The sequence below is a fragment of the Caulobacter sp. 73W genome (genome assembly GCF_041021955.1).
GTDB lineage: Bacteria > Pseudomonadota > Alphaproteobacteria > Caulobacterales > Caulobacteraceae > Caulobacter.
The window spans coordinates 3,172,252-3,195,910 of the sequence record NZ_CP158375.1; the positions used below are offsets into that span (position 1 = coordinate 3,172,252).

27 protein-coding genes, 1 tRNA gene and 2 pseudogenes are annotated in these 23,659 nt (G+C 67.1%); 11 read left to right on the forward strand and 19 right to left on the reverse strand.

Annotated features, from left to right (window positions below):
- Position 1 precedes the first annotated feature (1 nt).
- The gene (locus ABOZ73_RS15100; RefSeq protein ID WP_369058962.1) at positions 2-193 is read left to right on the forward strand and encodes a hypothetical protein; all 192 of its coding nucleotides are present in this window, start codon (positions 2-4) and stop codon (positions 191-193) included.
- An 83-nt stretch (positions 194-276) separates the two neighbouring features.
- Here ABOZ73_RS15100 and purQ read toward each other — a convergent pair whose 3' ends face one another.
- The 6 genes from purQ to purC all read right to left on the reverse strand — a co-directional run bounded on the left by purQ (position 277) and on the right by purC (position 4,671).
- Positions 277-939, reverse strand: a complete 663-nt coding sequence (gene purQ, locus ABOZ73_RS15105) for a phosphoribosylformylglycinamidine synthase subunit PurQ (protein ID WP_369058963.1) — start codon at positions 937-939, stop codon at positions 277-279.
- Between the two features lie 42 nt (positions 940-981).
- The gene (locus ABOZ73_RS15110; protein ID WP_369058964.1) at positions 982-2,301 is read right to left on the reverse strand and encodes an aminotransferase class V-fold PLP-dependent enzyme; all 1,320 of its coding nucleotides are present in this window, start codon (positions 2,299-2,301) and stop codon (positions 982-984) included.
- A gap of 107 nt (positions 2,302-2,408) precedes the next feature.
- Positions 2,409-2,933, reverse strand: a complete 525-nt coding sequence (locus ABOZ73_RS15115) for a hypothetical protein (RefSeq protein ID WP_369058965.1) — start codon at positions 2,931-2,933, stop codon at positions 2,409-2,411.
- Between the two features lie 100 nt (positions 2,934-3,033).
- Entirely contained in the window at positions 3,034-3,453 is a 420-nt protein-coding gene (locus tag ABOZ73_RS15120) for a DUF3291 domain-containing protein (protein ID WP_369062557.1), read from the reverse strand.
- 204 nt (positions 3,454-3,657) lie between these two features.
- The gene (gene purS, locus ABOZ73_RS15125) at positions 3,658-3,891 is read right to left on the reverse strand and encodes a phosphoribosylformylglycinamidine synthase subunit PurS (protein WP_369058966.1); all 234 of its coding nucleotides are present in this window, start codon (positions 3,889-3,891) and stop codon (positions 3,658-3,660) included.
- A gap of 21 nt (positions 3,892-3,912) precedes the next feature.
- Positions 3,913-4,671, reverse strand: a complete 759-nt coding sequence (gene purC, locus ABOZ73_RS15130; protein ID WP_277786974.1) for a phosphoribosylaminoimidazolesuccinocarboxamide synthase — start codon at positions 4,669-4,671, stop codon at positions 3,913-3,915.
- Between the two features lie 230 nt (positions 4,672-4,901).
- Here purC and ABOZ73_RS15135 point away from each other — a divergent pair, with 230 nt between their 5' ends.
- Positions 4,902-5,219 (forward strand): DUF1476 domain-containing protein, encoded by a 318-nt coding sequence (locus tag ABOZ73_RS15135; RefSeq protein WP_369058967.1) that lies wholly within the window; start codon positions 4,902-4,904, stop codon positions 5,217-5,219.
- A gap of 75 nt (positions 5,220-5,294) precedes the next feature.
- On the opposite strand, the gene ABOZ73_RS15140 is transcribed toward ABOZ73_RS15135, so the two are convergent.
- From ABOZ73_RS15140 to ABOZ73_RS15160, 5 genes and pseudogenes are all read right to left on the reverse strand, one after another.
- Positions 5,295-6,029 carry a 2OG-Fe(II) oxygenase family protein gene (locus ABOZ73_RS15140; protein ID WP_369058968.1) on the reverse strand — a complete coding sequence of 245 codons (735 nt, stop codon included), beginning with the start codon at positions 6,027-6,029 and terminating at the stop codon, positions 5,295-5,297.
- 5 nt (positions 6,030-6,034) lie between these two features.
- Positions 6,035-7,343 (reverse strand): annotated as a pseudogene (gene purB / locus ABOZ73_RS15145) (adenylosuccinate lyase).
- 40 nt (positions 7,344-7,383) lie between these two features.
- Positions 7,384-8,106: a 2OG-Fe(II) oxygenase family protein gene (locus tag ABOZ73_RS15150; protein ID WP_369058969.1), complete on the reverse strand. Its 723-nt coding sequence runs from the start codon at positions 8,104-8,106 to the stop codon at positions 7,384-7,386.
- A 79-nt stretch (positions 8,107-8,185) separates the two neighbouring features.
- Positions 8,186-9,613 (reverse strand): spinster family MFS transporter, encoded by a 1,428-nt coding sequence (locus tag ABOZ73_RS15155; protein WP_369058970.1) that lies wholly within the window; start codon positions 9,611-9,613, stop codon positions 8,186-8,188.
- 30 nt (positions 9,614-9,643) lie between these two features.
- Positions 9,644-11,007: pseudogene (locus ABOZ73_RS15160) on the reverse strand (spinster family MFS transporter).
- 221 nt (positions 11,008-11,228) lie between these two features.
- Here ABOZ73_RS15160 and msrP point away from each other — a divergent pair.
- Entirely contained in the window at positions 11,229-12,149 is a 921-nt protein-coding gene (gene msrP / locus ABOZ73_RS15165; protein ID WP_369062558.1) for a protein-methionine-sulfoxide reductase catalytic subunit MsrP, read from the forward strand.
- Positions 12,149-12,748, forward strand: a complete 600-nt coding sequence (msrQ, locus tag ABOZ73_RS15170) for a protein-methionine-sulfoxide reductase heme-binding subunit MsrQ (RefSeq protein WP_369058971.1) — start codon at positions 12,149-12,151, stop codon at positions 12,746-12,748. The genes msrP and msrQ overlap by 1 nt, the downstream gene beginning before the upstream one ends.
- Here the strand turns inward: msrQ and ABOZ73_RS15175 are convergent.
- The 3 genes from ABOZ73_RS15175 to sfsA form a co-directional block, all read right to left on the reverse strand.
- Positions 12,729-13,571 (reverse strand): DUF3313 domain-containing protein, encoded by an 843-nt coding sequence (locus ABOZ73_RS15175; protein WP_369058972.1) that lies wholly within the window; start codon positions 13,569-13,571, stop codon positions 12,729-12,731. The genes msrQ and ABOZ73_RS15175 overlap by 20 nt on opposite strands.
- Positions 13,572-13,727: 156 nt before the next feature.
- Positions 13,728-14,555, reverse strand: coding sequence for a type I methionyl aminopeptidase (gene map, locus ABOZ73_RS15180; RefSeq protein ID WP_369058973.1), 828 nt, complete (start codon positions 14,553-14,555; stop codon positions 13,728-13,730).
- A gap of 21 nt (positions 14,556-14,576) precedes the next feature.
- Positions 14,577-15,296, reverse strand: a complete 720-nt coding sequence (sfsA, locus tag ABOZ73_RS15185; protein WP_369058974.1) for a DNA/RNA nuclease SfsA — start codon at positions 15,294-15,296, stop codon at positions 14,577-14,579.
- A 51-nt stretch (positions 15,297-15,347) separates the two neighbouring features.
- Between sfsA and ABOZ73_RS15190 the strand changes: the two genes are divergently transcribed.
- The 3 genes from ABOZ73_RS15190 (at position 15,348) to pelA (ending at position 17,841) form a co-directional block, all read left to right on the forward strand.
- Positions 15,348-16,109, forward strand: coding sequence for a competence/damage-inducible protein A (locus tag ABOZ73_RS15190; protein WP_369058975.1), 762 nt, complete (start codon positions 15,348-15,350; stop codon positions 16,107-16,109).
- A gap of 77 nt (positions 16,110-16,186) precedes the next feature.
- A complete protein-coding gene (locus ABOZ73_RS15195; protein ID WP_369058976.1) occupies positions 16,187-16,384 on the forward strand; it encodes a hypothetical protein in 198 nt (65 codons plus the stop codon).
- 149 nt (positions 16,385-16,533) lie between these two features.
- Positions 16,534-17,841 (forward strand): pectate lyase, encoded by a 1,308-nt coding sequence (gene pelA, locus ABOZ73_RS15200; RefSeq protein ID WP_369058977.1) that lies wholly within the window; start codon positions 16,534-16,536, stop codon positions 17,839-17,841.
- 38 nt (positions 17,842-17,879) lie between these two features.
- On the opposite strand, the gene ABOZ73_RS15205 is transcribed toward pelA, so the two are convergent.
- From ABOZ73_RS15205 to ABOZ73_RS15215, 3 genes are all read right to left on the reverse strand, one after another.
- Positions 17,880-17,965: transfer RNA gene (locus ABOZ73_RS15205), tRNA-Leu, on the reverse strand.
- A gap of 137 nt (positions 17,966-18,102) precedes the next feature.
- Complete coding sequence (locus ABOZ73_RS15210; protein WP_369058978.1) at positions 18,103-18,795, reverse strand: TorF family putative porin; 693 nt, start codon at positions 18,793-18,795, stop codon at positions 18,103-18,105.
- Between the two features lie 229 nt (positions 18,796-19,024).
- Positions 19,025-19,828 (reverse strand): SDR family NAD(P)-dependent oxidoreductase, encoded by an 804-nt coding sequence (locus ABOZ73_RS15215; RefSeq protein WP_369058979.1) that lies wholly within the window; start codon positions 19,826-19,828, stop codon positions 19,025-19,027.
- Between the two features lie 80 nt (positions 19,829-19,908).
- On the opposite strand from ABOZ73_RS15215, the gene queF reads away from it, so the two are divergent.
- Entirely contained in the window at positions 19,909-20,361 is a 453-nt protein-coding gene (gene queF / locus ABOZ73_RS15220; protein WP_369058980.1) for a preQ(1) synthase, read from the forward strand.
- Here queF and ABOZ73_RS15225 read toward each other — a convergent pair.
- Entirely contained in the window at positions 20,358-20,969 is a 612-nt protein-coding gene (locus tag ABOZ73_RS15225; protein ID WP_369058981.1) for a nitroreductase, read from the reverse strand. The two genes, queF and ABOZ73_RS15225, sit on opposite strands and share 4 nt — an antisense overlap.
- 78 nt (positions 20,970-21,047) lie before the next feature.
- On the opposite strand from ABOZ73_RS15225, the gene ABOZ73_RS15230 reads away from it, so the two are divergent.
- The gene (locus ABOZ73_RS15230) at positions 21,048-21,656 is read left to right on the forward strand and encodes an NUDIX domain-containing protein (protein ID WP_369058982.1); all 609 of its coding nucleotides are present in this window, start codon (positions 21,048-21,050) and stop codon (positions 21,654-21,656) included.
- A 17-nt stretch (positions 21,657-21,673) separates the two neighbouring features.
- A complete protein-coding gene (cysE, locus tag ABOZ73_RS15235) occupies positions 21,674-22,504 on the forward strand; it encodes a serine O-acetyltransferase (RefSeq protein ID WP_369058983.1) in 831 nt (276 codons plus the stop codon).
- Here cysE and ABOZ73_RS15240 read toward each other — a convergent pair.
- Positions 22,501-22,653: a hypothetical protein gene (locus ABOZ73_RS15240; RefSeq protein WP_369058984.1), complete on the reverse strand. Its 153-nt coding sequence runs from the start codon at positions 22,651-22,653 to the stop codon at positions 22,501-22,503. The genes cysE and ABOZ73_RS15240 overlap by 4 nt on opposite strands.
- 74 nt (positions 22,654-22,727) lie before the next feature.
- Between ABOZ73_RS15240 and ABOZ73_RS15245 the strand changes: the two genes are divergently transcribed.
- Positions 22,728-23,630: a LysR substrate-binding domain-containing protein gene (locus tag ABOZ73_RS15245; RefSeq protein WP_369058985.1), complete on the forward strand. Its 903-nt coding sequence runs from the start codon at positions 22,728-22,730 to the stop codon at positions 23,628-23,630.
- Positions 23,631-23,659 lie beyond the last annotated feature (29 nt).

The following is a 23,659-nucleotide window of genomic DNA, read 5'->3' on the forward strand; positions in this document are numbered from 1 at the left end:
GATGCAGAACACTAGCCAACCGAACCGTCGTCCGGACCAGCAGCAGAGCAATCAGCAGCAGTCCAATGCCGGCCAGCAGAACCAGCAGGGCCAGGAACGCGCCGGACAGCCCGGACAAGGCTTGAGCCAGGGGCTCGACACAGGCGCGATCCAGCCGGGCAAGACCAGCCAGGGCGACGACGCCAACCGCTAGACGCGGTCGCGGATGTTCCAAAAGGAAAAGGGCCGGAGCAGCCGCTCCGGCCCTTTTTCTGTTCTTGTCTGTCCGGCGACGGATCAGACGCTGTTCATCACGCTCTGGAAGAGCAGGGCGCCGTCGGCCGAGCCCAGCTCCGGCTCGAAGGCCCGGTCCGGGTGAGGCATGATGCCCAGCACATTGCCCTTGGGGTTCATGATGGCGGCGATGTCGCGCGCCGAACCGTTGGGATTGTCCTGATAGCGGAAGACCACCAGGCCCTCGCCCTCCAGGCGGTCCAGGGTCTCCTCATCGGCGAAGTAGTTGCCTTCGCCGTTGCCGATGGTCATCGTCGCTTCGCGCTGGCCCTGGAAGGCGGCGGTGAAGCGGGTCTGGGCGTTGACGATGTCCAGGCCGACCGGCTTGCAGATATATTTCAGCTTCTCGTTGCGCAGCAGGGCGCCGGGCAGCAGCCCCGCCTCCGTCAGCATCTGGAAACCGTTGCAGATGCCCACCACGGCCACGCCGCGATCGGCGGCGGCGATCACTTCGCGCATCACCGGGCTCTGGACCGCCATGGCGCCGCAGCGCAGGTAGTCGCCGTAGGAGAACCCGCCCGGCAGGACGATGAGGTCCAGATCGTCCGGCAGGGACGTATCCTTGTGCCAGACCATGTCCACCTGCGCTCCGGTGGAGCGTTCGACGGCGACCTTGCAGTCGCGATCACAGTTGGATCCGGGGAAGACGACGACGGCGGCTTTCATGGCGCGGGCGTTTAGCACCGTTCTCGCCGCCTGTCAGGACGTCTAGACCGCTTTCAGCCCCCGCACCTCCGCAAGCACCGCATCCACGTCGGCCGGAGTGTTCATGATGCTGGGCGTCAGGCGCACGTGCTGCACCGCGTAGGGGGCCGCCGAGGCGATCACCCGCCGCTGGCGCAGGGCATGGACCGTTTCGTTCGCCGACTGCCCGGCCACGTCGAAGGAGACGATGCCCGCCGACAGGCCGGGTTGGCGCGGGGTGACCAGGCGAACGTGCGGCATGGCCGCCAGGCCTTCCTTCAACTGGCTGGCCAACTGCGTGGTGCGGTTGGCGACGTTGGCCTTGCCGATGCGGTCGTGGAAGTCGACGGCGGCGGGGATGGCCCAGATGTGCTCGAACGCCTTGAACCCGCCGGGCGACATCAGCACGCCGTTGGCCTGGTCGGGCAGGGGGCCGTTGTTGATCCACGCGCCCCAGGCGTTGCTGTCGACGAAGCTTGGAATGGTCGGGCGCAGGGCGGCCCAGCCCTTGTTGTTGGCGGCGATGACGCCCGTGCCGCGCGGCCCGAACAGCCACTTGTGACAGCCGGCCACGAAGATATCGCAGCCCAGACTGTTCATGTCGGCGTCCTGATTGCCGAACCCATGGACGCCATCCAGCACCAGAATGATCTGGTCCGGCTCCTGCCGGCCGGCGTTCACCTGTTTCAGGGCGTTGGAGATCGCCGCCACGGGAATCTTCAGTCCGGTGCTGGAATGCACCCAGGTCAGGGCCAGCACCCGCGTGCGCGGCGTGATCGCGCCCATCAGCCGGCCGACCATCTGAGGCTCGGACACCGCGTCGATGTCGTCGTAGAGCGAGATGCGCTTGATCTGCGCGCCGTTGCGCACGGCGGCGTGCCGCAGGGATTCGTGGGTGACGTAATAGTCCTGATGCGTGGTCAGGATTTCGTCGCCCGGCCGCAGCTTCAGTCCCGAATAGACCAGGGCCGCGCCCATGGTCGTGCTGTCGGTCAGGGCGACCTGCTTGCCCTCGACACCCAGATAGCGACCCGCCGCGGCGCGGCTATAACCCTGAAGGCGGCGGTTGTTGTCCTCCAGATAGGTGACCGGACGCCAGTCGAGTTCGCGACGGAACTGGTCGATCGCCGCGCGCACAGGCTTGGGATGCGTGGCGATCAGCATGGCGCTCATGTTGATCTGGTCGGGCGCGGTCTGGAACTGCCCGCGCACCGCCGTCCAGTCTGGTCCAGCCGCCGGGGGCGTGCTGGCGGCGGCGGGCGCCGCGGTTTCCTGCGCGACAGCCGCGCCGGCGGCCATGGCGACACCCGCCCCGAACAGAAAATCTCGACGCGCGACGCTCATCGGAATGCAGCCTCCCAAACGTCGGCATGCCGCCGACGAGGCTGCAAACGCAGATCAGCGCCGCGCGTTCACGGCGAAGCTTGCGCGGCGCCGCGGAAGTGAACGCCTCAAGCCGTGGCCGGACGCACCGCGCCCCGGGCCGCCCAGATGGCGCCGGCGATGAACGGCAGGATCAGCAACACGAACAGCAGGGCCGTGGACAGCAGGCCTGGCAAGGTCAGGTATTCGCCGAACTGGATGCTGTTGCTGGCCGGATCAGTGACAGCGGTGCGCAGCCAAGGGCCGCCCAGGATGATGGCGAGTGATCCACAGACCGCCGAGACGACCCACAGCAGCGGTCCGGTGCGGCGGGTCACGGCGATATAGGCCGCCGCCGCCCCGCCCAGGAGGACCGGGCCGGCCAGCAGGGTGACCGCCAGCCCCTTGTCGGCGGCGAGATAGCCGAACACGTAGCCCATATAGGCCGGGTCGATGGCTCCACGGAACGGCGCGGCGGAGTTCAACGCCGCCGCCAGAAGACAGGCGAAGGAGGCGATCAGCCCCACCGGCGACCAACGGCGGCGAAACGCCAGCACGACCCATCCGGCGAAAAGGACCGCCGATACGGTGAGCGCGAAAAGACCCCAGTTCATAGCAACCCCTCAGAGCCATTGAGTAAAGGGTCGCAATGCCGCGAAGAACGGCGTTACGCAAATTAAGTTGCTGTAAGCGTTGGAGATGTAGCCCAATCTGTCACGCGCAGCGGTCCAGCACCGCCTCGACCGGGGCTTGCGCGTCCGGCGGCGGAAAGGGGCTCCAGAAGGTGAAGGCCTCGGCGGTCGGGCCCGTCCGCGCGATCAGTTCGAGCCTGGCCTTGGCTTCCTCGACCGTGGGGCGATGGCCGGCGGGGACCCACCAGAGCGCCTGGAAGTTTTCCATGTGCTCGAACCATTCGGCCCGGCGGCGCATGATCTGGACGTGGCCGCTACGATAGACGAAAGCGCCGAGATGGGCGACGTCCTTCCAGACCGACATGTTGGGGATGATCAGCGGGTCGTCATAGGGCGACAGGTCGGTGGCGTTGTCGCCAGACCCCGTCAGCCGCCAGATGAAGCCGGGCGAGGCCTCGGCCAGGGCGTTGATGCGGTCCAGGTTGTCGACGAAGTCCTTGATGAGGGGCGAGTTCGAGCGGCGCCTTCAGGCGGCCGATGTTGACCTGGGCCAGCTCATAGGTCGCGGTCATGCAAATCCCCCTCGTCGACGGCCGATCGCCGAACAGCGAACATGGTGCGGCGAAGCTTGAGGGGAAGGGGCCGTTCGTCGCAAATTCGACGGGCGGCGGATCGGGCGGCCGCCAGGACCGCCCGCTGCGGGCCCTTAGGCCAGCTCGATGCGGTAGCTTTCGATCACCGTGTTCGCCAGCAGCTTCTCGCACATGGACTTCACCTCGGCCTCGGCGTTGGCGCCGTCGGCGACGTCGAACTCGATGGTCTTGCCGACCCGCACGTTCTTGACGTCCGCCCAGCCCAGACCGTGCAGGGCGCCTTCGACGGCCTTACCCTGAACGTCGAGCACGCCGGGCTTCAGGAAGACGTGGACCTTGGCTTTCATGAGTACGCTTTCGATCTTCGTTTAGTGGACGCCGCCCTGGATCACCGTCGGCATCTCTTTCATGATGCCGAGGCGACGGGCGACTTCGGTGTAGCTTTCGATGACATTGCCCAGATCGCGGCGGAAGCGATCCTTGTCCAGCTTTTCGTTGGTGGCGGTGTCCCACAGCCGGCAGCTGTCGGGGCTGATCTCGTCGGCCAGGATCACCCGGCTGAAGTCGCCCTCATAGATGCGCCCGAACTCGATCTTGAAGTCCACCAGCGTGATGCCGACCGCGCCGAACATGCCCGACAGGTAGTCGTTCACGCGCAGGGCCATGGCCATCATGTCGTCGATCTCCTGGGTCGCGGCCCAGTTGAACGCCGTGATGTGCTCCTCGGCGACCATCGGATCGCCCAGCTTGTCGTCCTTCAGGTAGAACTCGATGATCGAGCGGGGTAGGGCGGTGCCCTCCGCCAGGCCCAGGCGCGTGGACAGGCTGCCGGCCGCCACGTTGCGAACCACCACCTCCAGCGGGATGATCTCGACTTCCTTGATCAGCTGCTCGCGCAGGTTCAGGCGGCGGATGAAGTGGTTTTGCACGCCGATCGAGTTCAGGCGCGTCATCACATACTCGCTGATGCGGTTGTTGATGACGCCCTTGCCTTCGAGGATGGCCTTCTTCTGGGCGTTGAAGGCGGTGGCGTCGTCCTTGAAGTACTGGATCAAGGTGCCCGGCTCGGGACCCTCGTAGAGGATCTTGGCCTTGCCTTCGTAGATTTTCTTGCGGCGGGTGGTCATTTGGTCCCCACGGGGGTTCTGCGGCGCTTTGCGGAAATAAAAAGCGCGCGCGGCGGGGATTGCTGCGCGCGCGGCTCCGACTCAAGGCCGCTCAGGTCGATTTTCGGCGCGGAAATTACCCGAATGGCGCGTCCGGCGCAAACCGCGACGAAATGGGAGCAAGGCTTACGATTGCTCCCCGCCCCGGCGCGGGCTATGGAGCCGCCTTAACAAGGCTTTACGGAATACCCATGACCACCTTTGACGACCGCGAGCAGGCTTATGAGCGCAAGTTCGCCCTGGACGCCGAGCAGGAGTTCAAGGCCGGCGCTCGCCGCAACCGCCTGCTGGGCGAGTGGGCCGCGGGTCTGATGGGCCTGGCGACCGTCGAGGAATACGCCAAGGCCGTCGTCAAGTCGGACTTCGAACAGCCGGGCGACGAAGACGTCCTGCGCAAGGTCTTCGAAGACCTGAAGGGCGCCGGCCTGGCCGTCTCCGAAGGCGAAGTTCGCCAGAAGATGGACGAGCTGATGGCCGTGGCCCGCGAACAGATCCGCGCCGGCGCCTAAGCCTCTAGCGACACCGCTGAAAAAAGACGGCCGGCGCACCAGCGCCGGCCGTTTTCGTTTCCAGCCTGGATCGGCCTAACCCTTGAACGGCGGGTCGTTGCGCAGCCAGCCGACGATGGAGTGCCGCGGCGCGCCGGCATAGGCCGCCACCGGGGCCACCGAGTGCGGGCGCGGCACGTTGAACACGCTCAGAACATTGAAGCCCGGCGTCAGGCCGCGCTCGATCTGGCCGTCCTTGTCGTGGAACAGCAGCTGGCCGCCCCAGTCCGGCCGCCAGCGACGGGTGAAGCCCAGGGTATAGGCGGCTCGACGCTCGCCCTGGCCGGTGTCGTCGTGCAGCGACAAGAAATCGCCCTGGCGATAGAAGCTGGCCTGGGCGTCGGCCTTGGTGATGTCGGTGCGGCCGATGACGCTCTGTCCGAAATCCAGGAATTCCCGCGAATTCAGCCATTCGGTCACGCCGTGGATCGGCAGGTCCGGCTCCTTGCCGTCCAGCAGACCGCTGATCATCGGGTAGCAAAGATAGACGTAGGCGAAGTTCTCGGTCGCCCGCTGGACCGTGGCCTGCACCTTGCCTGCCAGGGTCTCGCGCGGCATGCGGGCCAGGGTGGGCTGGTCCATCACCTCCTCGGTCCCGCGCTCGTTGGACAGGGCTAGCCGCCAGGGCGTGGCCCGCTCCAGGATCTGAGCCACGGCCTCGGCCGCTTGCGGCGTCAGGACGTTGGGAATCTGGACCACGCCCTCACGGGCGAAGGTCTCGGCGTAGGGCCGCCAGTCGAGAGCCGGGTTGAGGCGCAGGTCGGCGGCCATCGGCCTTATTCCTTCCCGAACACCCGGTCGAAGATCACGTCGACGTTCTTGGTGTGATAGCCGAAGTCGAACAGCTCCTCGAGCACGCTGTCCGACAGGGCCTTGGAGACCACCGGATCGGCCTTGAGGAAGTCGATGAAACGGCCTTCGCCGCGCCAGACCTTCATGGCGTTGCCCTGAACCGCCGCATAGGCGTCCTCGCGGCTGACGCCTTCCTGCGTCAGGGCCAGCATGAACTCGCTGCGAGAAGACCAGGCCCCCGAGCTTGTCGAGGTTCTTGGCCATGTTGTCGGGATAGATGTTGAAGCGCTCGATCACCCCGGCCAGGCGGCGCAGGGCGAAGTCGAGGTGGATGGTGGCGTCGGGGCCGATGCCGCGCTCGACCGACGAGTGGCTGATATCGCGCTCATGCCACAGGGCGACGTTCTCCATCGCCGGCACGACGGCCGAGCGGACCAGGCGGGCCAGGCCCGTCAGGTTCTCGGTCAGGATCGGGTTGCGCTTGTGCGGCATGGCCGACGAGCCCTTCTGACCAGGATCGAACGGCTCTTCGGCTTCCAGCACTTCGGTGCGCTGCAGGTGGCGGATTTCGGTGGCCAGGCGCTCGATCGACGAGGCGACGACGCCCAGGGCCGCGAAATAGGCGGCGTGGCGGTCGCGCGGGATCACCTGGGTCGAGACCGGCTCCACCGCCAGGCCCATCTTGTCGGCCACGTGCTGCTCCACGCGCGGATCGACATTGGCGAAGGTGCCGACGGCGCCGCTGATCGCGCAGGTGGCGATCTCGAACTTGGCCATCGCCAGGCGCTCCTTGGCGCGCTGGAACTCGGCGTAATAGCCGGCCAGCTTCAGGCCGAAGGTGATCGGCTCGGCGTGGATGCCGTGGCTGCGTCCCACGCAGACCGTCATCTTGTGTTCCATGGCCCGGCGCTTCAGGGCGGCCAGGACCAGGTCGACGTCTTCCAGCAGAAGGTCGGTGGCGCGCGAAAGCTGCACGGCGAAGCAGGTGTCCAGCACGTCGGAGCTGGTCATGCCCTGGTGCAAGAAGCGCGCTTCGGGACCGACGATCTCCGACACGTGGGTCAGGAACGCGATCACGTCATGCTTGGTGGTGCGCTCGATCTCGTCGATGCGGTCGCTGTCCCACACCGCGTCCTTGCCGCCAGCCCAGATGGCCGCGGCGGCCGCCTTGGGGATGGTCCCCAGTTCGGCCATGGCGTCGGCCGCGTGGGCCTCGATTTCGAACCAGATCTGGTACTTCGTCTGCGGAGACCAGATGTCGGCGGCTTGCGGGCGGGAATAACGAGGGATCATGGCGTCCGCTTCGTCCGCGAGCGCCCGCGAGTCAACCCCGTCAGGCCGGGAAGTTCACCAGCGACGGGTCATCGCGCAGCCAGCCGGTGATCGAGATGCGCGGCGCCTTGGCGTAGGGCGCCACATAGGCGACCGAGTGCGCCTTGGGCACCTTGAACAGCGTCAGCACGTTGAAGCCGGGCGCCAGGCCCCGTTCCACATCGCCCGCCGCGTCGTGGAACAGCAGCTGGCCGCCCCAATCCGGACGCCAGCGTCGGGTGAAGCCCAGCGTCATGGCCGCCCGGCGGGTGTCGCTGGTGTGGCTGTCGTCGTGGACGGTCAGAAAGTCGCCTGGACCATAGCGCGAGGCCATGATCGAGCTGCTCTTCACCGTCGGGGCGCCGATCACCTTGCGGCCGAAATCCAGGAACTCGGGGCTGTTCATGAACTCGGTCACCCGGGCGATCGGGTGGCCCGGGTCGCGCGGGTACTCGTCCAGCAGCGAATAGGTCATGTGCAGGAAGGCGAAGCCCTCGGCCCCGCGCTGGGTCATCTGGCGCAGGTACTCGTTGATCTTCTGCTGGCCGACCTGCTCGTACTGGGCGCGGTCGATGATGTGGGTCTTGCCGTTGGGGTCGGTGACCATGATCGACCACTGGACCTGGGTCTCCAGAATCTGGGCGATGCCCTCGGCCACGTCGTCTGGGAGGAAATCGGCGATCTGGACATAGCCGTCGCGCTCGAACGCCTCCGCATGGGGCGCGGGGTCGAGGTCTGCGCGCATGCGCGGCTTCAGGTCGGCCATCATGGTTCCCCCAAACTCAAGGGCGCCCACTTCAGCCGTGGGCGCCCCCGAGTCAAGTTCACCCCTCGCCGCGGGCGGCTTTCAGGTCCTTGGACAGGCCGATGGCGCCCAGTCCGTAGTGCAGCGCCGCCCAGGCGTAGATCAGGACGGTGGTGATCTGCCCGCTCTGCGTTCCCTTGGCGACCGAGGCCTTGCAGGCCTCATCCAGCGCCGCGGCCGCGCCCTCGGCCGCCCTGCCGCCGGGGCACAGGGCCTTGAAGTCGCCGAGGTTGAGAGAGGCGAACTGCTGGGTACTGAACAGGTCGATGATCCAGCCGGTGAAGACCGGCCCGCCGCCGAGGGCGATCAGATTCAGGACGAAGAACAGCAGGGCCGTGGCCGTCGCTCGCATGCGCGGCTCGACCAGGTTGTGCATCACCCCGAAGGTCGGGGCCAGGTAGGTGTAGTGGAACACCCCCGGCACGATCAGGATCATCGCCGCGGTGCTCCAGGCGGCGGCCGAATAGCCGGCCACGTAGAGCGGGGTCGAGACCGCCAGGCCGAGGGCCGGCACCAGGGCGTACCAGGCGCCGTTGCGCTTGCCCGCCCAGTCGGTGAGGAAGCCGCCCAGCAGGGTGCCGATCCCCGCCGACACGCCGCCGATGGCGCCGAAGATCAGGCCGGCCTGGGCGAAGCTGAGGCCAAAGTTGCGCAGGAAGTAGGGGACCGCGAACGCGCCCGAGCCATAGGCGGCGAAGGAGGCGAGGGTCACCCCGATGGTCATGTTGATGAACGACCACTTGGTGAACAGGCGCTTGGCGACCGTGCCGATCGACGGCGGCGGGGTCGTATCCACCGCCACGTCCTCGGGCGAGGCCGGCTCGACCGTCTGTTCGGACCAGCCGCGCGGCGGCTCCTTGATCACCAGCTTGACCACCAGGGCCAGCACGATGCCGGGCAGGCCGACGATGACGAAGGCCAGGCGCCAGGAGAGGTTCTCGGCGATCCAGCCGCCGGCCATGGCCCCGAACATGGTGCCCAGCGGAATGCCGAACGAATAGATGGCCAGGGCCGAGGCGCGCTTTTGCGCCGGATAGTAGTCGCTGATCAGCGAGTGGGCGGGCGGGGAGCAGCCGGCCTCGCCGACCCCGACGCCGACCCGGAACAGCAGCAGCTGGATGAAGTTGGTGGCCATGCCGCAAAGAGCGGTGAAGCCGGACCAGATCACCAGGCAGACGCTGATGATCGTCACGCGGTTCTTGCGTTCCGCCAGGCGCGCGATGGGGATGCCCAAGGTGGTGTAGAGGACGGCGAAGGCGAAGCCCTGCAGCAGGCCAAGCTGTGTGTCGGACAGGTTCAGGTCCGTCTTGATGGCCTGTCCGATGGTGCCGATGATCGTGCGGTCGATGAAGTTGACCGTGTAGACCAGCAGCAGCAGCGCCAGGACCGTGCCGCGATAGCTTCCGGAGTACCGCGGCCGGTCCCGCGTCGTCGCCTCAGTCGCCAAGCCCGTCACTCCCTTTGATGTCGTTTTGTTTTAGCCGACCATCTCTTCGCGGATGGTCTTGCGCGCCTGCCAGAAGAGCACGAATGCGATCAGGCCGAACATCGTCGAAATGATCAGAGCCCAGCGCACCCCCTCGGCCTCGCCCATGCCCATCGGGCCGGCCAGGACGTCGCTGAGGATCCCCACCGCCACCGGACCCAGGCCAAGGCCCACCAGGTTGATGATGAACAGCAGCACCGCCGAGGCGGTGGCCCGCATGTGCGGCTCCACGATGCTCTGAGCCGTGGCGTAGACCGGGCCGTACCACAAGGTGCCCAGCACCGCCGGGATCGCGAGGATGACGATGGCGGCCAGCGCGCTGTCGACCAGGACGCCGAAGATGTAGACCGGGATGGTGATCAGGCTGGCGATGGCCGGGACGATCACATAGGCGCGCAGATCCCTTGCCCCCAGCCGGTCGGCCAGCACCCCGCCGAACCAGGCGCCGAACACCCCCGCCGTCCCGGCGATCAGGCCGAGCGCCAGGCCCAGGAATCCTCCCGACTTCAAGCCGAAGTTGGCCGCCAGCTCGGCGATCTCCTGGGTGTGGTTGCGAAAGAAGAACGAGGCGGTGAACGGCGCGTGGCCATAGCCAACGAACGCCTTGATCGAGGCGGCAAAGGCCACCAGCCAGAAGGTCTTCTTGCCCATCAGCACGGCCAGGGCCGCCTTGGTGCTGATCTGCGCCGCCGCGCGGGCGGCGATGTCGGCGGTCAGCCTCTTGCGCGGCTCCACCAGGGTGAAGGCCGCGATCAGCGCCATCAGCACCCCCGGAGCGCCCGCCACGAGGAAGGCGGCGCGCCAGCCATAATGGTCCGCCACCAGTCCGCCCATGGCCATCCCCAAAAGCGCGCCTAGCGGCGTGCCGATGGAATAGAAGGCGATGGCCGAGGCGCGGTTCTCCTTGGGCACATAGTCGGTGATCAGCGAATGGGCGGGGGAGAGCAGCCGGCTTCACCGATCCCGACCCCGATCCGCGCCAGGACCAGCTGCCAGAAGTTCTGCGCCGCGCCGCACGCCATGGTGAAGGCGCTCCACGCCCCGACCGAGGCGGCGATGATCAGCGGACGATTGGCCTTCTCGGCATACCGGGCAATCGGAATGCCCAGGATCGTGTAGAAGATCGCGAAGGCGAGGCCCGTCATCATACCCAGCTGCCAGTCCGCCAGGCCAAGGTCGCGCTTGATCGGCTCGGCCAGGATGTTGATCACCTGCCGGTCCAGGAAATTTAAGGTGTAGATGACCAGGAGGAGACTGAGCGCGTACCGCCGATAGCCTTTCGAGACGGCCCCGAGCGGCGAGGCGACGGGCTGGGCAGATTCGGGGCGCGCGGCCCCGGCGACGGCGTCCGTCATTCCATACTCCTCCCTTTAAAACGCTTGTTCTAATCTTTGTTCGCACCCTAGACCCAAGGCGAGCGAACGCGCCAGCCCCTTTGCGGCAAGGGGCCAAGATGACAGGCTCTTCCAGCGCGTCGGGCCATGATGTCTGAATCGTGCGCTGTTCGAGGGTTTTTGGCGCGAGGTTGTAACCAAACGGCCGTCTCGTTCGTAACTAGCCCGAAGCGGAGATCATGATGCTGATCCGAAACGCCCCCGGCCTGACCGAGAACGATGTCACCCCTCGCGACATTTACCTGCGCCGGCGCGAGTTCATGGCCGCCGGCATCGCCGCGGGCATGGGCCTGGCGGGAACGGCCGCCGCAGCGCCCCTGGCGTTCAAGCCGTCCAAGTGGTCGACGGACGAGAAGCGCACCAAGCTGGAGGACATCACCAGCTACAACAATTTCTACGAATTCGGCGTCGACAAGGATGATCCGGCCAAGAACGCCGGCCGCCTGAAGACCAGCCCCTGGTCGGTTCTGATCGAGGGCGAATGCGCCAAGCCCGGCCGCTACGCCCTGGAGGACATCCTCAAGACCGCCCCGCTGGAGGAGCGCATCTATCGCCTGCGCTGCGTCGAGGGCTGGTCGATGGTCATCCCGTGGATCGGTCTGCCGCTGGCCGCCCTGATCGGTCGCGTGCAGCCGACGTCCAAGGCCAAGTTCGTCTCGTTCGAGACCCTGATGCGGCCCGACCAGATGATCGGACAGCGCGGTCCCTATCTCGATTGGCCTTATCGCGAGGGTCTGCGCATCGACGAGGCGGTCAATCCCCTGACCATCCTGGCGGTCGGTCTCTACGGCCAGACCCTGCCCAACCAGAACGGCGCTCCGATCCGTCTGGTCGTGCCCTGGAAATACGGGTTCAAGAGCATCAAGTCGGTGGTGAAGATCCGCCTGCAGGAAACCCAGCCCAAGACCACCTGGCAGATGCTGAACGCCCGCGAATACGGCTTCTATTCCAACGTCAATCCGGCGGTGGATCATCCGCGCTGGTCGCAGGCCAACGAGCGCCGTATCGGTGAATTCCGTCGCCGCGAGACCCTGCTGTTCAACGGTTATGGCGATCAGGTCGCCGGCATGTACCGCGGCATGGACCTTCGGAAGTTCTATTGATGGACCGCCAGACCCGCGACCGGATCGTCTATTGGGCGGTATGGCTGGCCTGCCTCGCGCCGTTTGTCTGGCTGGCGGCCCAGGCCGTGCTGGGCGAGCTGGGCGCCAACCCGATCGAGCGGCTGATCCGGCAACTGGGCGTCTGGGGCCTGCGTCTGCTGATCGTCGGTCTGGCGATCACGCCGCTCGCACGGCTCCTAAGGAAGCCGCGACTGATCCGCTTTCGGCGCACCATCGGCCTGTTCGCCTTCGCCTATGTCTCCACCCACCTGCTGACCTACATCGGCGTCGACCAGTACTTCGACTTCGCGGCGGTCTGGCGCGATATCCTTAAGCGCCCCTTCATCACCCTGGGAATGCTGGCTTTCGTGCTGTTGGTCCCGCTGGCGGTCACCTCGACCAACGGGATGATCCGCCGGATGGGGCCGCGCGCATGGCGGCGGCTGCACTGGCTGATCTACGCCATCGTGCCGCTAGGCGTGGTTCACTACTACCTGCTGGTGAAGGCCGATCACCGTCCGCCCCTCGTCTATGGGGCGATCGTGCTGGTCCTGCTGGGCTGGCGCGTGGTCGCGCGCCTCAGGAGCCTTCGTTCCTAGCCACGCTCTGCGGCTTCTTCTCCGGCTTCGGATCATTGGCCTTGTCGGTCCAGCCGGGAGGGGCTCCCAGACGCTCGCCAATGAAGCCGGCCAAGCCAGGCTTGTCGCCGAACACCGCGCACTGCGGATCGTCACCCTTGCGTTCTTCCCAGGTCCGCTTGGGGGCGGATTTGAACGGGTCGGAGTGGCGGGTCACCATCCGGCCCATGTCGCGGCCGAAAGCCTCCGACAGCTCATAGGCGTCGCCGATCTTCGACAGGCGCGGGTCGGTGGTGAAGGCGTCGGCGCCGCGCGCCCACATCATCGCCGCCACCTGCTTGCCCGACGCATCCTTCACTTCCGACTTGCCCGCCAGCGAGCCCATGCCGATCGGCAGGCGCGGCGTGAACGGGATCGGCGACAGGGCGGAGGCGGCGATGGAGGCGCCCGCCAGGCCGCCCTCGGTCTTTTCCAGATGCGTGATGGTGGAGGTGACGGTCAGGTCGGCGCGCTCGCCTTGCGGCACGATGTCGTAACGCTGGGCGACCCGGTCGCACAGCGTACGGTTCAGGGCCGCGGCGACCAGCGCCTTTTGCTCCTCGTTAAGTTCAGCGGCCACTTCGGGAGAGAAGGTGGCCGGGGCGATGTGGGCGGTGCGCGCCTTGCCGAGCGCGGCGGCGTCATAGCGGATGCGCGCCTTGGTGCGCGGCCCCTCGGCCTTGGTCAGGCCGTCATAGGACGCCAGATTGCCGCCCGGCTTCAGCGGTGCGCTGGCGCAGGCCGCAAGGCTGAGCAGAAGCGCCGTCGCGGCGGCGGATCGAAGGATGGTCGCGGAACGGCGCATTGGTACAGCCCTTGTCTTCGCCTGCTAGAACAACAGGCGGGGCAGTATGTTCCGCAACCAAGACCCTTTGATCTCGGGCCCTGGATGGGACCGAGGGCCTTGAAGCTGGCCACGCCTTCGCCGCCCTGTTGCAAAGCGGTCGCGTGTTTCTGCGTCCTACTCGCCGAGGATCGGCGGCTGGAACAGGCCGGCGGGCGAGGCGGTGAAGATCTCCACGCCCGCTTCGGTGACGCCCACCGAATGTTCGCACTGGGCCGACAGCGACTTGTCGCGGGTCACCGCGGTCCAGCCGTCCGACAGCACCTTCACGTGCGGCTTGCCCAGGTTCACCATCGGCTCGACGGTGAAGAACATGCCGGCCTTCAGCTCCGGACCCGTGCCCGGACGCCCCAGGTGCAGCACGTTGGGCTCGTCGTGGAAGACCCGGCCAAGGCCGTGGCCGCAGAAGTCCTGCACCATCGAGCAACGCTGGGCCTCGGCATAGCTCTGGATCGCATGGCCCACGTCGCCCAGGGTGGCGCCCGGCTTGATCACCGCCAGGCCGCGGGCCAGGGCCTCATAGGTGATGTCAACCAGGCGGCGGGCGCGGGCCGGCACCTTGCCGACGCCGTACATGCGCGAGTGGTCGCCGTGCCAGCCGTCGACGATGACGGTCACGTCGATATTGGCGATGTCGCCTTCACGCAGGGTCCAGTCCCCCGGGATGCCGTGGCAGACCACGTGGTTGCGCGAGATGCACACCGTGTGGCTGTAGCCCTTGTAGAACAGGCAGGCCGGCAGGGCGCCATGATCGAGGATGAATTCGCGCGCGAGGGTGTCGAGATGCTCGCTGGAGACGCCCGGCTGGACGTGCGGAACCAGCATGTCCAGGCACTCGGCCGCCAGGCGGCCGGCCTTGCGCATGCCCTCGAAATCCTCGGGCTTGTGGATCTTGATGGTCCCGTCGCGGACTTCCGTCTCCAGGATATCATCGCCAGACGCCATGTTTCTCAACTCCAGATCGACCTAGCCCGCGCCATGCGGGGCGTCGCGCCACGGGATGCGGCGCGCCAGGCGGATCGCTTCAGGGCTTATGTCGCAATCGTAGCACAGAACTTCAACGCCTGCCGCCGCCGCGTCATTCAGTCCCGCGGCGTAGACGGGATCGAGCTCGGCGCAGGCGGCGAAATGGTCACAGTCGGTGCGCTGGATCACGAACAGCTGCACCGCGCGATGGCCCAGGGCGACTTGGGCGGCCAGGTCCTTCAGGTGCTTTGACGATCGGGCGGCCACGCAGTCGGGAAACTCCGCAAGCGTCCCGTCGCGCCGAAGGTGGCAGTTCTTCACCTCCAGCCAGCAGGGCGGCCGGTCGGGATGCTCCAACAGGAAGTCCACGCGGCTCGCCTCGCTGTAGCGAACCTCGGGGCGGATCGTCGCGTAGCCGGACAGCTCCGGGATCGTGGCCGTCGCCAGGGCCTCGGCCACCAGTCGGTTGGGCAGCATGGTGTTGATGCCCACAAGCCCGCCGTCGACCTCCACCAACTGCAGCGTCCAGGGCAGTTTGCGCTTGGGATTGGGATCGTGGGAAATCCATGCTCCTAGTCCCTCGTCCTTCAGCCCCAGCATGGCGCCGGGATTTGGACAGTGGGCGGTGATCGCCGTTCCGTCGTCGAGAACCACGTCGGCGAAGAAGCGCTTGTAGCGATGGACGAGGCGACCGTGCGCCATCGGTTGCGGCAAAAGCATGCGGGGTCTAAGTCCGGGAGGATAGAGCGCGACATTTAGGGAAGACGGGCGATGACCTCCAGCGCTGAACGGGTGACGGCCGCGGTCCTGATCATCGGCGACGAAATCCTGTCGGGCCGCACCCAGGACGTGAACCTCAACGCCATCGCCAAGTACCTGGCCACCTACGGCGTCGACCTGTGCGAGGCGCGGGTGGTGGCGGACGTGGAGCGGGACATCGTCGACGCGGTCAACGCACTGCGCTCCCGGTACGACTATGTGATCACCACCGGCGGCATCGGCCCGACCCATGACGACATCACCGCCGACAGCGTGGGCAAGGCGTTCGGCCTGCCTGTCCACGAGCATCCCGAGATCATGGCCATGCTCGAGGCGCGCTGGGGCGAGGTGAACGCCGCCCGCCGCCGCATGGCCCACGTGCCCGAAGGCGGTACCTTGGTGAAGAACCCGGTGCAGGGCCCGCCCGGCTTCCAGATCGGCAATGTCTTCGTCCTGGCCGGGGTGCCGGCGATCATGCGCGGCATGCTGGACGACGTCGGTCCGCGCCTGCGCACCGGGGCGGTGGTCATCTCGCGCACCGTGCGGGTCGAGGGCTCCGGCGAAGGGTTGATCGCCGCGCCGCTGGAGGCGGTGGCCAAGCTGCATCCGGACATGTCCCTGGGCAGTTATCCATTCTTCACCCCGCCGGACGGCTACGGCGCCAATCTGGTGGTCCGCGGGCGGGACGCGGCGGAGGTGGATCAGGCCGTGGATGAGCTGGTCGAGGCCCTTCGCGCCGCGGGCGCGGCCAAGGTCTGGGCGGTCGAGGCATGATCGCAAAAGCGGAACCAGGGCTCCGATTCGAGAATTTCCTTATCAGCCCGTTTCGGGGAGGAAGAAGGAGGTCCGCGATGACCCGCCCGTTTGAAGACAAGACCGAAGACCGCTCGTTCGAGCCGCGCAAGCCGCTGTTCGGCGGCGACCGCAGCCACGCCGAGAAGCTTTGCGCCAAGACCAAGCAGGACAAGCCGCTGAGCGATACGTTGTTCGGCGATGACGACGCCGGCGGCCGCGCCGGTCAGGGCGGCATGGGCGGGCCTGCCTCCTAGGGCGTTTCACAAGGTAGAACGACACAAAGGCCGGGCCCAGCGCCCGGCCTTTTTGCGTTTAACGCGCTTGAGGGCTTGCTCCCATCATGTAAGAAGTCTGTCGATATAATGAGAACGGATGGATCCGTTAGGTTGTCGGGAGACGCACGATGAGACACGCCCTGAACATTGCGGCGTTCAGCTTGGCCGCCCTGGCCGCGGTCAGCTTCGACGGCGGCGCGGCGCGGGCGGAAGTCATCCGCATGAACACGCCGGCCGTGGGTCTCACCGCTGATCGGATCGGCGCGCTGCCTGACGCCGAGCGCGGCCCCTGGCTAGACTATCTGTCCCGCTCGCAGGCGCAGATGAAGGCGGACCGCGCCGCCCTGGCGGCCGAGCTGCCGGCCGGCGCGACCCCGCCGCCGGCCCCCAAGGCCGTGGGCGGCAACAGCTACAACATGCCGCTGGACCGGCCGGTGAAGTGGTACGGCTCGGCGGAAGCCCGCGCCATCGCCGACGCCATGGTGACCTTCCAGACCCCCGCCGGCGGCTGGAGCAAGAACCAGGACCGCCGCATCGCCCGCCTGAAGGGTCAGCGCTTCTCCAACGACGCCGAGACGATGGAGCAGAACCCGGCCAATTTCGACGCACCGGCCGACCGCTTCTGGACCTTCGTCGGCACTCTGGACAATGACGCCACCTGGACCGAGATGCGCTTCCTCGCCAAGGTCGCGGCCCAGGCTCCCGGACGCGAGGGCGACGCCTGGCGCGCCAGCGTGATCAAGGGCGTCCATTATCTGCTCAACGCCCAGTACCCGAACGGCGGCTGGCCGCAGATCTGGCCGCTGGAGGGCGGTTTCCACGATTCCATCACCTTCAATGACAACGCCGTGGCCAACGCCGCCATGGTGCTTCGCGACGTGGCCAACGGCGAGAACGATTTCGGCTTCGTGCCGGCCGAGCTGGAAGGCCGCGCCGCCGAGGCGACCAAGCGGGCGATCGACGTCATGCTTCGCGCCCAGGTTCGTTATGGCGGCAAGGTGATGGGCTGGCCCCAGCAGGTCGAGCCGATGCGCCTGGTCCCCACCAGCGCCCGCAACTACGAGCCCCGCTCGGTCGCCAGCGGCGAGACCACCGACATCCTGCTCTTCTTGATGGGCGAGAAGAACCCGTCCGCCGAGGTGAAGGCGGCGATCCGCGACGGTGTCGCGTGGCTGGAATTGACCCGTGTCCACGACAAGTCGTTCGAGATGACCGACCAGGGCCGAAAGCTGATCGACAAGAAGGGCGCCGGCCCGATCTGGTCGCGCAACTACGACATCGTCAACGGCCGGCCGATTTTCGGCGACAAGGACCAGACGATCCACGACGACGTGAACTTCATCTCGGTGGGCCGCCGCAACGGCTATTCGTGGTGGATCGCCTCGCCGCAAAAAGCCCTGGACGCCTATGCCAAATGGGCGCCCGCCCACCCGTAAGGGGCGGTGGCCGCCCCGCGCCGCGGTCTGACTTGGGTTGGTGCGGGCGGCCGGGGTCGAACCGGCAAGGGCATAGCCCGACGGATTTTAAGTCCGTTGCGTCTACCAGTTTCGCCACGCCCGCGCCGAAACGGCGCAAGACATAGCCGGGGCCGTGGTGGCCGACCACAGTTTTAAGCAGGTCCGGCGCGTTGAGCGCCAAAAGAAAAAGCCGCCGCGGTCCCTCGCGGCGGCTTTCCCTTCTTGAAATCGAGGCTCGCCCTAGAACGTCGCCTTCAGCGTCGCCACGAAGGATTCCTCGTAGTAGTCGCCGAACTCGTGGCGGCTGGTGTCCGCGTAGCGCAGGTCGATGGCCAGGTTGTCGGTCAGGGCGTAGGTGCCGCCGATGTTCCAGGTCGTGTAGTCGCCGTTGCCCTTGTAATCGAGGCGGCCGAGCGTGGCCGAGAGCGCCAGCTTGTCCATCACCGGGTAGGAGCCGTTGACCTCGTAATAGGCCGTCTCCTTGACCCCCGCGCCGAAGTAATCCGGCGAGACATAGAGGGCGGTGCCGATGGAGCCCGCGCCGACCGGCACGGAGGCGGCGGCCTTGAACTCCCAGTAGTTGTAGTCCGCCCCCTCGGGCTGATCGACATAGGTGTAGTAGATCGCGGCGAAGTCGGCCGAGATCGGACCGAAGGTCGGCTTCACCCCGAAGTAGTAGTCGATCTCGGCGTCGGTGGAGTTGAGGTAGTCTAGGCTGGACGCCCAGACGCCCGCGTAGAACTTGCCGGCCGTGACGTCAGCGCCGCCGAACACGACAGGCTCCTGGTCGCTCTGGCTGACGCCGCGGAAGATGTAGTCGGACGCGGCGCCGACATTGAACGCGATGCTCGGACCGCCGTCCTGCGCGGCGGCGACGCCGGTCATGAGCATGGACGCGGCGGCGGCGCAGAGCGCTAGCTTCAAGGTCTTCAATTTTTATCCCCTTTTGTTTTCCCGACGCTGGCCCCTCCTGCGTCGGGGTAGGTGCTGAGTGGCCCTGAGCGCAGCTTCAGTGACACCTTTGTGGGGAAGCAATGTTCGGCGGACCGTGGGCGCGCGGTCCCATCCGGCTGTCGCATAGTTAAGCGACGCTGTGGATAAACGCCCAAAATTTGAGCGTCGAGGGGCGTGTCAGGCGCCGGGGGATCAGGCGCCTGAAGGGCTATCGCATTGAAAGAGAAGCAAAACCCAGGTGCGTTCCGGCGTCGACCAAAAGTGTCTCTCCCGTGACATGGCGCGAAGCGGGCGAGGCCAGGAACACCGCCGCCCCGGCGATGTCCTCGGCGGTGGAGGCCGCTTTCAGCGGGGTCGAGGCGATCACGCCCTGGCGCATGCGGGCGATGCGCTCCTCCTCCATCGCCTTTCCGAACCAGGGGGTGTCGATAAAGCCGGGGCAGATCGCGTTGACCCGGATCTTCGGCGCCAGGGCCCGGGCCAGCGACAGGGTCATGGTGTTCATCGCGCCCTTGGAGGCGGCGTAGGGCAGCGATGAGCCGATGCCCGTAACGCCCGCGATTGAGGCGGTGTTGACCACCGCCCCGGGCTGGGGCGCGGCCTCCAGCAGCGATCGCGCGGCGCGGACCATCTGGTAGGCCCCCACCACATTGACCTTGTAGAGGTGAAGGAAGTCGTCGGCCGACACCGCGTCCAGGTCGGCATGGTCGGGCGCGAAGACTGTCGTGCCGGCGTTGTTGAACAGGGCGTCGATGCGTCCGGTGGAGGCGGCGGCCTCGGCGATCAGGCGGCAGTCGGCGTCCTCGGCCACGTCGCCCTGGATCAGGACCGCCCGGGCGCCTTGCGCCTCGACCAGGCCCACGGTCTGGGCCGCCTCGGCTTCGCTGCGGGCGTAGTTGACGACCACCGTGCCTGCGCCGCGGCTGGCGACCTCCACCGCGATGGCGCGGCCCAACCCCGTCGAGGCGCCGGTGACAACCACTGTCCAGCCGTCGAAATCACGTCCCGCCATGTCGTCCTCCTTATGTTTTGTGAAAGCCTAGCGGCGAGGGCGGCCCTTGTCTTGAGGCCCGGCGGTGTTAAGTGGCGCGGATGGACGAGACGCACCTGACCCAGCTTGGCCGCGAAGTGGCCTACCCCAAGTACCCCTCGGAGGCGGTCCTCGAGCGCGTGCCGAACCCGCAGAGCGACGTGTTGTACCTGGCCCGCTTCGTGGCGCCGGAGTTCACCTCCCTGTGTCCGGTGACCGGCCAGCCCGATTTCGCGCACTTGGTGATCGACTACGCCCCCGGCGACTGGTTGATCGAATCCAAGTCGCTGAAGCTCTATCTCGGCTCGTTCCGCAACCACGGCGCCTTCCACGAGGACTGCACCGTCGCCATCGGCCGCAAGTTCGTCGAAGTCGCGGCCCCCCGATGGCTGCGCATCGGCGGCTACTGGTATCCCCGCGGCGGCATCCCCATCGACGTTTTCTGGCAGACGGGCGAGGCGCCCAAGGGCTTGTGGGTCCCGGAACAGGGCGTTCCGGCCTATCGCGGACGCTAGGCGGACCACTCCGTCGTGATCGCCTGGACGTCCGGGCGCAGGCGCTCCAGCGGCGCCTCGCCGCTCGTGCCCAGATAGATGAAGCCGGCGACCCGTTCGCCCTCCTTCAGGCCCAGCGACGCCAGGGCCTCGTCGTCGAAGGCGTACCAGTCGGTGATCCAGTTGGCGCCGAAACCCATGGCCGAGGCGGCCAGCAGCATCTGGGTGCAGACCGCGCCGGCGCTCATCACCTGTTCCCATTCGGGGATCTTGCCGACTTGCGGGCTGGAGACGACGACCACGGCCAGGGGCGGGGTCCTGAGCTTGGCGAGCGTGGCCAGGCGCTTGGCGTCGCCGTGCGCGCGGGCCATGGCCTCCAGCTTGTCGGCGTAGGCGGCCTTGCCCTCGCCGCGCAGGATCACGAACCGCCAGGGGGCGAGCTTGCCGTGATCGGGCACGCGAGTGCTCAAGGTGAGTAGGTCGGCCAGTTGACCGGCGTCGGGGCCAGGTTCAGTCAGGGCGACCGCGGACGCCGAGCGTCGCCGCGCCAGGAAATCCAGGACAGCCGGAGCGGCTTCGAGCGGCAGCGGTTCGCCGAATTCCGGAGCGGGCGGGATGGAATGTCGCAAGACGGCCTCGGGCAAAACGGTTAAGCGCGATGCAGACCTATGGCCGCGCCGTCGCGCAAACAAGGCGCAGTTGAGAACATGTCGCACAAACCAGCCTGGATGCGGACCCATGGCAAACCCTGGGTGAGCAACAGCGAGAAGGTCGTCTACGAAAATCCCTGGCTGGCGGTTCGCGAGCACGAGGCGACCTCGCCCACGGGGCGTTCGGCCCGCTACGGCGTCGTGGCCTTCAAGAACATCGCCACCGCGGTGGTCCCCCTGCATGAGGACGGGACCATCATCCTGGTGGGACAAAACCGCTTCGCCCACCGCGACTATTCGTGGGAGCTGCCCGAAGGCGGCGCGCCGAAGGGCGAGGACCCCATGAACGGCGCCAAGCGCGAGCTGCGCGAGGAGACGGGGCTGGTCGCCAAGGACTGGACCCTCATCCTCAACACCCAGCTTTCCAACTCGGTCACCGACGAGCTGGCCTTCGGCTATCTCGCCACAGGCCTGAGCGCCGGCAAGGCCGCGCCTGACGAGACCGAGGACCTGGCCATCGTCCGCGTGCCGTTCCGCGAGGCGTTGAACGCCGCCGTGGCCGGGCACATGCCCGACATGCTGACCCTGGCGATGCTGCTGCGCGTGCACCATATGGCTACCCAGGGAGAGCTGCCGCACGGCCTGTCGCGACTTGTGCTAGGCTAGGGCGGAGAGGGAAAGTCATGGCCAAGCATCTGGAAGTCGTCGAGCCCGCGACCGCGCCGCCCGTCTGGGCCGCCCTGCGCGCCGAAGCCCAACGCGCCGCCCAGGCCGAGCCGGCCCTGGCGTCCCTGCTCAACGCCGTGATCCTGTCGCACGCCGACCTGGGCGCGGCCCTGTCCTACCAGATCGCCCGCAAGGTCGGTGACCAGGAGCTGCGGGCCATGAGCGCCCGCGAGGTCGCCGAGGAAGCCTTCCGCGCCGACCTCTCCCTGATCGCCGCCGCCGAGGCCGACCTGAAGGCGGTGTTCGAGCGTGACCCGGCCTGCAAGGGCTACGTACAGCCCTTCCTGTTCTTCAAGGGCTTCCTGGCCCTGCAAACCCACCGCGTCAGCCACTGGCTGTGGAGCCAGGGCCGCGAGACCATGGCCTGGTACATGCAAAGCCGGGTCAGCGAGCTGTTCCAGATCGACATCAATCCGGCCGCCCGTATCGGTTCCGGGGTGTTCATGGACCACGGCACCGGGATCGTGATCGGCGAGACCGCCGTGGTCGGCGACGATGTCTCCATGCTGCATGGCGTGACCCTGGGCGGCACCGGCGCCGAGCGCGGCGATCGTCACCCCAAGATCGGCAAGGGCGTCCTGCTGGGCGCTGGGGCCAAGGTGCTGGGCAACATCACCATCGGCGACTACGCCAAGATCGCTTCGGGTTCGGTGGTGCTCAAACCCGTGCCGGCCCACTGCACGGCCGCCGGCGTTCCGGCCCGCCTGGTCAACTGCCCGACCTGCGAGGAGCCGGCCAGGACCATGGATCACACCCTGGCCGACGCGGTCTACGACTACTCGATCTAGCCGCCGCAACCCTCGACGCTGGCGCGGGCCTCGGTCCGCGCCTCGGTCGGCCCCGTGCTCAGTCCATAGATCACCGCCCCCCAGATGAGGGCGACCGCCAGAACCTCGTTCAAGGTCAGGCGGCGGCTTGTCTTTGCTGTCTGATTCATCGGCCAGTCTGATGCCGCCGTTGCCGTTCGAGCACAAACGACTTATCAGCAGTCATCTGTGAGGTTTTCGCACAATGGCTCGCCGACCGCTTCCGCCGCTCAACGCCCTGCGCGCCTTCGAGGCGTTCGGTCGGCACGGGCGGATGACCACGGCGGCGGACGAACTGTTCGTCACCCACGGCGCCGTCAGCCGCCAGGTCCGCAGTCTTGAGGATCATCTGGGCGTCGCCCTGACCGAAGGCCCCAAGAGCCGCCTGCGCCTGACCGAGCCTGGGCTGAAACTCGCCCAGTCCCTGACCCAGGCCTTCGACCTGGTTGAGCAGGGGCTGCCCCAGGCGCCCGGCAAGGACGACGGGCTGCGTGTCACCGTGCAGCCGACCTTCGCCATGAAGTGGTTGATCCCGCGCTTGCCGGACTTCATCGACTCCCATCCCGACGTGCCGGTGCGGATCCAGGAAACCAACGGCCCTGTCGATTTCGCCGACACCGACCTGGCGATCCGCCTGGGGGCCGTGGGGACCGGCGTTCCCGCCGGCGCCGAGGCGACTGCCTTCATGCAGCACTACCAGGGGCCGGTCATGGCGCCCGGCCTGCTGAAGGATGAAGCGACGGTGGAGGCGGTGGCCGCCTTGCCCCGGCTGCATACCCGCACCTTCCTGCCGGCCTGGGCCGAATGGGAGATGCGGACCGGAATCACATTGCCGCCGCCGCCCGTGAACCGCGAGTTCGACCACTATTTCTACATGCTGGAAGCGGCCGCCGCCGGTCTTGGGGTCGCCATGGGGCCGTGGGGCTTCGTGCAGCGCGATCTGGCGGTGGGCCGTCTGGTCGCTCCCCTGGGATTTGTCGACGGCGAGGCGCAGATCATCGCGATCACGCCGCGCGGCGGACTGACCAAGCCGGTGCGCCTGTTCCGGGACTGGCTGGTGGCTCAAGGGGCCGCGACACCCGCTCCGCCCACAGGTGATGCGCTTTAGCGGGTTGCGGCTTCGGCTCAGGCCGTTAG